The sequence below is a fragment of the Streptomyces sp. NRRL F-6492 genome, from assembly GCF_001280125.1.
GTDB lineage: Bacteria > Actinomycetota > Actinomycetes > Streptomycetales > Streptomycetaceae > Streptomyces.
On the sequence record NZ_LGEG01000054.1, the window covers coordinates 1 to 8,062 of the forward strand.

An 8,062-nucleotide genomic window follows, 5' to 3' on the forward strand; every position below is an offset into this window, starting at 1 on the left:
CGCCCCCGACCACGACCTCCCCGCCGCCACGGCCATCGTTGGGCAGAACCCGGCCGGTGGATCGCGGGACGGCCGCGTGCTGCCGGAGTCCGGGTCGGCGCGGTGGCCGCGTGTCGCTGTCCGCTCATGGAATCGGGTCCCCCGCTCCAGCGGAGGCGATGACGGCGCAGTTCGGCACCGCCGGACGCTCCGGACCTGGAGCGCTCCCTACCTGCCGGCCGTGTACCTGTGCCCCTACTGGAGCCGGGCACCGGGCCCTGGTGCTCAGCGCCTCCAAGTTGCCGACACCTCCGCCCCTTGACATGGTTTTTCATGAGTGCCAGATCATTGACTCGGGGTACGGGAGCCGGTCCGATGAGCAGCGGTCACGAGGACGAAGCCCGGTATGACAAGCCGTGGAGCAGGCCGGGGCGGGTCAGGTACGCCTTCACGCGGCTTTCGGGGATGCTGCGGCCGGACATCTCGGTGTACCGCCCGGAACCCGGGAAGGTGCACGTCGAGAACGACCGCCCGGTCGTCACCCGGGACGGCACCGTTCTGCGCGTCAACGTCTACCGTCCGCCGAACGACACTCCCGTACCGGTGATCCTCTTCGCCCACCCGTACGGGAAGGACGACCTGCCCGAGTTCACCGCCTCGGGCCGCCCCAAGCTGTCGTTCCGCTACCGGATCATGCGCCAGACCGGGCCCCTGGTCTTCTCCTCGCTCACGACCTGGGAGGGGCCCGACCCGGTGTGGTGGGTGGGGCAGGGCTACGCGGTGGTGAACTGCGACCTGCGGGGAGCGGGCACGTCGGACGGCGTCGGAGCGCTGCTGTCGGCCCAGGAGGGCGAGGACGTCCACGACCTGATCGAGTGGGCCGGTGCCCAGCCGTGGAGCAGCGGGGCCGTCGGCATGCTCGGGGTGTCCTACCTGGCGCTCACGCAGTGGCGGGCGGCGTCCACCCGGCCGCCCTCGCTGAAGGCGATCGCTCCGTGGGAAGGGTTCACCAACGCCTACCGGGGACTGGCACGCCCCGGCGGCGTGGAGGAGAACGGCTTTCTCAGGCTCTGGGACCTCGGCCTGAAGAAGGTCCGGCAGGCCTACTCGTTCCGGCGGGAGAGCGCCCGCCGGCCGGTAATCGACGACTGGTACCGGTCCCTGGACCCCGACCTGTCCGCGATCGAGGTGCCCGCGCTGGTCTGCGGCAGCTTCTCCGACAACAACCTCCACAGCCGCGGTTCGTTCGCCGGATTCGAGCAGATCGGCTCTGCGGAGCGGCACCTGTACACCCACCGCGGCGGCAAGTGGGCCGTCTTCTACGACCAGGAGGCCCGCGCGGCCCAACTGCGCTTCTTCGAGCGCCACCTCAAAGGGCGGGACGCGCCACTACTGCCCCGGGTCCGGCTGGAGGTCCGCGACCGCGCCGACCACGTCGTGGAGGTACGGGACGAGGAGACCTGGCCGCTGGAACGCACCCGGTGGACCCCCGCGTACCTCACGGCCCGAGGTCTTGCCGCCGACCCGCCGACCGCCCCGGGGTCGCTCTCCTTCGACGTCCGCCGGGCAGGCGCCCGGTTCGGCTGGACGGTCACAGAAGACACCGAGCTCACCGGACCCATGGCACTGCGGCTGTACGTCGAGCTGCACGACGCCGACGACATGGACCTCGTCGTGGGCGTCGAGAAATGGAGCGCAGGCCGCTTCGTCCCCTTCGAAGGCTCCTACGGATACGGCCGCGACCGCGTCGCCACCGGATGGCAGAACCTCGCCCTGCGGGCACTCGACACCAACCGATCGCGCCCCTTCGAACCCGTGCCGGCCTGTCTGGTGCGCGAACCCGTACCGGCGGGAGAAGCCGTCCCCGTCGACATCGCGCTCGGCGCCTCCTCGACCCTCTTCCGTTCCGGGGAGCAGCTCCGGCTGGTGGTCGCCGGCCGATGGCTGTCCCCGCGCAACCCGCTGACCGGCCAGTTCCCCGCCTCCTACCGGACCCGCACCCGGGGACGCTGCACCCTGCACTGGGGACCGGACCGGCCCGCCCACCTCCTGCTGCCCGTCATCCCCGCGACGGCATAAGGCTGCCCGGACTTCCTCAAGGACGGCTCCGCACTGCGAGCGCGCTGCCCCGGCCCGTAGCCGCGCAGCATCCCTTCCAAGCGCCCGCGATGTCGTTCGGCGAACACGTCCATCCGATGGGCGCACGCGCCCGCGTACGGCACCAGGCCCGGTCAGTTCTGCGGCGAGTTGGCTGAGGGGCCGCTGGAGCGATCTGCTCCTCTCCACCCTCCGTACTGCTCCATCTGCCTCTGTGCCTCTGCATCCCCGCTCTCGGCTCGCGCGCTGAGGCGAAGCAGGATACGGGCGGCAGTGACCATGCCGATGCCTACATAAGTCATCAGCACCGCCCCGGCGATCCCAACCGTGTAGGGCGGTACGACGGCATCAGGTCCATCGAGTAGCCGTTCGGCCACAGCCTGGCAGGCCATGGCCGGCAGGACGATCAGCATGCCCCAGATCATGCGGGGACCGGTCCAAAGGGCGATGTGACGGTGGGCAAGACGCCGAGGCCAGGAGGTTCGCCCCCGCAGATCGCGACGCAGGACGAAGGCGGGCCAGATGAACGTCAGGGAGTAGATCAGCTTCACTAGCTTGCCGGGACGTCCCGACAAGAGCACCGTCCACTCTTCCTCGTAGTCCCGCGCCAGCTCGGCGTCGGAGACACGGGCACGCCCGCGCCCCGGCCGCCGACGTCGCCCGCCACGCCGCCGCCCTGCCCAAGCACGACGGCCGCGGCGCCCTCGCCGACGTCATCCTGCGCGAGGGCCAACCGGCGCCTGTCCGTACCGACCAACGGCACCGCCCGGTGCGTCCAGAACCGCGCCCGCCTCGTCCGAGCCCTCTAACACCCGCCTGGACCGCCTCACCGAACCCCTCACGCACACCGCGCAGCCCGAAATCGGGGCAGGCACCACCTGCTCCCACTGAGGTTCGCCGGACCGCCGTGCACCACCCCATAACCCTGGGGCACGGCTGCCACCCGCGCATCACCGACCACGGAGATCGCCGCGGGGGGCCGGAGGCGGGTGGAGTGCTGTGGCCGCGATCGAGCGGGACGACCAAGTGAGTGGTCGCTGCCTTGGTTGGGCGCTGGACGGGAGACTGAAAAGCCCTCAAGACCGCTCTTCGTAGAGACCAGCCACGCCAGGCGCCACAGGAGGTAGAACCTGCACAGTGGCCCCGGTGAGGAAGAAGACATACACCGTATCCGCCTCGCTCTGGTAGGAGCGCCGCGAGGTACGGCAAATCCGCGTGAGGCCGGCAGCGCCGGGCTGCGCCGGAGTCTTGACGCTGATGCGCCTGCGTCGCCACGGTAATCTCGCGCAGGTTGTGGCCGGTCTTGGCGCGACCGTCGGCATTACCACACCTACATCACCACCGCGACCGCTGCGACCCCGTCCGTCCGAACAGCGACCGGACACGTACAGGACGTGGCGATCCGGACTGTACGCGGTCGGAGTCCTCGGGTTTCGCGGAAGGTTTGCCTGGCCAGACGAGGACGGGGAACGTACGGTGAACGGCGCCCGGCCGCCGTCGGTCCGGGCCGTCGCCGGACATGCCGGTTGTCGTACCGAGAAGCCAGCTCCTTGCTGAACGAACGCCTAGCCGAGGTCCGCACATGTCCGGCGCAGAACCGCGACACGCCCGTCGTACCGACCCGGAGGTCTCCGCCGACCGCCGCTCCGACGCCGAACTCGGCGCCCTGGTGAGGTGGTCGGGCGACGAGGACGCGCTCGGCGAGCTGTACCGGCGCCACCAGTCGGCGGTCCTCTCCTACGCCCGTACCTTCGCCCGCGATCCGCACACCGCCGAAGACCTGGCCTCGGAGGCGTTCACCCGTACTCTGCGCGCCGTACGCTCCGGCGCGGGGCCGGACGCGGCCTGGCGGCCGTACCTGCTGACCGTGGTCCGGCACACCGCCGTGCAATGGGCCGCCACCGCCCGGCGCACCGAGCTCAGCGGGGACTTCGAGCAGTGGCTGGAGGAGCGGTCCGCCGCCTATCCGGCGCCGGGAGGCCTTGAGTACGCCGACACCGAGGAGCGGGTCCTCGCGCGGGAGGACCTCGGTCTGGTCGTACGCGGTTTCCGCTCCCTGCCCGAACGCTGGCAGGCGGCGCTGTGGCACAGCGTCGTGGAAGGCGAGACCGCCGAACGGATCGGCGTCCTGCTCGGTGTGAGCCCCAGCGGGGTCACCTCGCTCACCGCCCGGGCCCGTGAAGGACTGCGCGAGGCGTATCTCGGCGCACATGCCGAGAGCGGCAGCGGGAGTGAGGAGTGCCGTCGCCATGGGCCGCTGCTCGCCGCCACCGTGCGCCGCCCCGGATCCCGGAGCACCCGGCAGCTGCGCCGGCACCTGGACGGCTGCGAGCGCTGCCGGCACGCGCTGGTCGAACTCACCGATCTGGACCGGCGTCTGGGCGCCGTCCTGCCCGCCGGGCTGCTGCTTTGGGGCACGCATGCCTATCTGTCTGCCCGGCTTGGGGCGTCGGTGGGTGCGACCGGAGCGGCAGGTCCGGCGGTCGGCTCGTCGGGCGGGGGAGCGGCGTCCACCGCGTCCACGGCCGGCGGCAAGCTCGCCCTGCTTGGCACCGCCGCGGCCACCGTCTCCGCCCTGGTGGTGGGCGGGCTACTGCTGACGGACGGCGGGGAGCAGGGCGGGAAGGCTCCGGTGGCGGTCCCCGCGCCCGGCGGCGTCACGACCCCTTCCGCGGCACCGGCCACGCCGTCCACACCGTCGGCGCCGACGAGCCCCAGCGCCCGCCCGACGGCCTCCCCTTCCCCCTCCCGGACGGCTTCGCCGTCTCCGTCGGAGTGGTTGCCGCGGGCGGAGGACCGTACCCGGCTCCGGCTCGCCGCCACCGGCCGGTGCATGGAGATCCCGGGAGGCAGCGGGGCCGCCGGGCTCCAGGCCAGGGAGGCGCCCTGTGACGGCGGTCGCCACCAGGTGTGGGACCTGCTGCGCCCGGGTGACAACGGGCGGGTGCAGATACGCAACGCCGCCACCGGCCGGTGTCTGGCCAACCAGGGCACCGAGACCGACGACGCGCCGGTCGTGCAGACCGGCTGCGACCCCGCCGATCCGCGTCAGCTCTGGCTCCTGTACGCGCCGGAGGGATCGGGAGAGGCGCGGTTCATCCAGTGGGGCGACCGGATGTACCTGGGGCTGAACGACTGGGCGAACGCCGCCGACGGCAAGGCGCACACCACCGACATCGGCACCAACCACCACTACTACGGCTCCTCCTCGTTCGGCTTCCGCTACGACGGGGCCCTGTTCGACGGGGCTCTGTTCGGCGGGCGCCCGTCCGGGGACGCCGACGGTTGATCATCCCTGGAAAAGATCTTGGGTAAAAGGCTGGCAAAGTGGCGGGACGAGGGGCCGCGCCCGGACTCCCCAACTGTGCAACGTCCCGCCAATCCCTTAAGGATCCTCATGCACAAGCGTGCCCGTAAGAGTCTCGTCACCACGGCGGCCACCGCCGCCGTGTTCGCCGTCGGCACCGCGGCCGCCCCCGCTCACGCCGCCGACGCCCCGGTCAAGAACCGGGTCCTGGTGGTCGTGGTCGACTTCAAGGACGCCCGGCACTCCGACGCCGAGGCGCTCAAGCAGGACGCCCGCAAGGAGTACTTCGGCGGGCCGCAGTCGATCGCGGGCTACTACACCAAGGTGTCCCAGGGCGCCTTCACCTACGTCCCGGCCGCGAAGGAGCAGGTCGTCGGGCCGTACGAGCTGGACCTTCCGCAAAAGCCCTGCGACGCCGGGGCGGTCTACGAGGCTGCCGAGAAGGCCGTGCTGGCCGACGGCTACACCGAGAAGGACTACGACAGCATCTCCATCCTCCAGCCCGGCACCGGAAGCGAGTGCGCCTGGCTCGGACTCGGCTCCATGCCCGGCCCCAAGACCTGGCTCCAGGTCGGCGAGGACAACAAAACCGGCAAGACCGCCCTGGTCCACGAGCTCGGCCACAACCAGGGCTTCAACCACCACAAGCGCGACGAGTGCACCGACGGCGACCTCGCCCGCTGCACCACCGGCGAGGGCTACAGCAACAAGAGTCCCATGGGCGGCGGGGGCACCGGCGTCGGCTTCGCCGCCCCCGAACTGATCGGCCGCGGCTGGCTCTCCGACGGCCAGGCCGTCACCGTAGCGAAGTCCGCCACCTTCACACTCCACCCGCTCTACGGCGGCGCGCCCGGCGGCGTCCGCGCCCTGGACATACCGCTGGGCGGCAAAGACCGGATGGTGGTGGAGTACCGCCACGAGGACACCACCTACACCGACAAAGAGGACGGCAACCTCGACGCGAACCTCGAAGGCGTGCACGCCTACCTGGTGCCCGAGGGCAACTACAACAAGTCCCGCCTGATCGACCCCACCCCGGGCGAGACCAAAGGAAGCGAGGACGCCCTCGCCTCACTGACCGACGCGGCGAACAAGGTGAAGATCGACGTCAAGAAGTCCGGCAACGGCTCGGCCACCGTCGCGGTCAACCTCAACGGCACGCCCGCACCCGCCGAGGCCGGATCCCCCGCGAAAAGCACCACCGTCACGCCCGCCCCGCAGGCCCCGGCCGCAGAGAGCACCCCGGTGTCCGAAGAAGGCACCGACGCCGACGCGGCCGCCACGCCCGGGCGCTCCTCCACCGCCCCCGCCCCGACCGGCCACACGAAGGCGGACGGCACCGGCACCGATGCCGATGCCGATGCCGATGCGAAGAACCTCGCGGAGACCGGAGGCAGCTCCGCAACCCCGCTGATCGCCGGTGCCGGCGTCCTGCTGGCCGCGGCCGGCGCCGTATGCCTGTTCACCATGCGCCACCGCGGACGCCGCCGGGCCTGACCTGCCCGCGCCGGAAAGGACCCCGCGAAGCACACGGTGCGCCTCGGGGCCCGAACCACCGACACAGGGCCGACCACCGGCAGAGGACACCGTCTCGACGGACAGATCCCACATACCTGATGGTCCTCGCCCTGAACGAACGGCTCGCTCATGACCGCACCGTAACGGAACAGGCATACCGGCCACCGCCACAACCACAAGACCGAGAACGGCGCCCCCTCACCGAACCGTGAGGGGGCACAGCCGATCCGCGGCCGTCCGTCGAACGTGGCCGGCACCGGCTCCTCGCACACGGGATGCGCCCGACCCCTTGACGCTGCTCGGCACGCGGGCGGATCGTGGCCGTTCGCATCACGCTCCACCCCGAAAGGGGGCCCTGCATGTCGCTCACCTGACGCTACGTCGTACGCCCCGACGGCTCCTTCTTCCGCGTCGGCAACATCAACGGCGGCCTCGACAACGTCACCGACGAAAAACTCGCCCGGCTCGATGTCCACCGGGACGAGGACGAACAGCCGGCTCCGCCGTGCTCCCACTGCGGCGGGAAGCTCCTGCTGCACTGGTACGGCCCGCTCATCACCGGCCTGATGCTGCTGGAACTCCGCCCGGCCTGCGACGCCCGCCGCCCGGCCGCCCGCGCCCTCATCCACTGGCACCGGGACACCGACCGCGCCCCGGAAGCACTGCCCCAGATCTTCGAGGATTGGGAGACCGAAGCCCTCCACGTCCGCGGCTGGGTCCGCGCCCCACAGCCCGAAGCCCAGTCCGGCCCGGCGGCCCACCTGAGCCTCGTACCGCCCGAACAGGACTGAGAACAGCACCGCGATGAAGCCTGCGGAACCTACCGGCTCCGGAGGCTTCGTCCATGCTCTACGTTCTCTGCCAACGAGCCCTGCTTCCGTAGGACATGCCACCCACCGTGCCCAGAGTGAAGCTCTTGCCCAGGCGGGCTGGTGCCGATGGCAGACCTTGCTTCGGAAAAGGGGAGCTGGCTGTCAGCGCGGACGAGTATTTTTTAAGATCCACGGCCACTCGTGCGCGAGTGCCAAGGCACGCAACCAGCAGCGAGATCACTCTTCCCGTTAAGAGGTTGTCTCACGTGGTGAGTTTCGCGAGCTTCTTGTAACAGGTCAGGGCGGCTGCGAGACCGAGGAAGGCCAGGAAGTGCGAGCCCTTCCGCTC

Annotated in this window: 5 protein-coding genes and 1 pseudogene; 5 read left to right on the forward strand and 1 reads right to left on the reverse strand. The window is 70.9% G+C overall.

Features of this window, described 5'->3' with window-relative positions; genetic code table 11:
* Positions 1 to 354: 354 nt before the first annotated feature.
* Complete coding sequence (locus ADL08_RS06985) at positions 355 to 2,058, forward strand: CocE/NonD family hydrolase (RefSeq protein WP_053641187.1); 1,704 nt, start codon at positions 355 to 357, stop codon at positions 2,056 to 2,058.
* Positions 2,059 to 2,210: 152 nt separating this feature from the next.
* On the opposite strand, the gene ADL08_RS37065 is transcribed toward ADL08_RS06985, so the two are convergent.
* A complete protein-coding gene (locus tag ADL08_RS37065; RefSeq protein WP_159042996.1) occupies positions 2,211 to 2,489 on the reverse strand; it encodes a hypothetical protein in 279 nt (92 codons plus the stop codon).
* Between the two features lie 215 nt (positions 2,490 to 2,704).
* Between ADL08_RS37065 and ADL08_RS37955 the strand changes: the two are divergent.
* The 4 genes and pseudogenes from ADL08_RS37955 to ADL08_RS07005 all read left to right on the forward strand — a co-directional run.
* Positions 2,705 to 2,967: pseudogene (locus ADL08_RS37955) on the forward strand (hypothetical protein); the annotation flags it as partial.
* A 691-nt stretch (positions 2,968 to 3,658) separates the two neighbouring features.
* A complete protein-coding gene (locus tag ADL08_RS06995) occupies positions 3,659 to 5,365 on the forward strand; it encodes a sigma-70 family RNA polymerase sigma factor (protein WP_053641189.1) in 1,707 nt (568 codons plus the stop codon).
* 108 nt (positions 5,366 to 5,473) lie between these two features.
* Positions 5,474 to 6,880 (forward strand): LAETG motif-containing sortase-dependent surface protein, encoded by a 1,407-nt coding sequence (locus ADL08_RS07000; protein WP_053641190.1) that lies wholly within the window; start codon positions 5,474 to 5,476, stop codon positions 6,878 to 6,880.
* Positions 6,881 to 7,320: 440 nt separating this feature from the next.
* Positions 7,321 to 7,692: a DUF6300 family protein gene (locus tag ADL08_RS07005; RefSeq protein WP_267889552.1), complete on the forward strand. Its 372-nt coding sequence runs from the start codon at positions 7,321 to 7,323 to the stop codon at positions 7,690 to 7,692.
* The last annotated feature ends 370 nt before the right edge of the window (positions 7,693 to 8,062 follow it).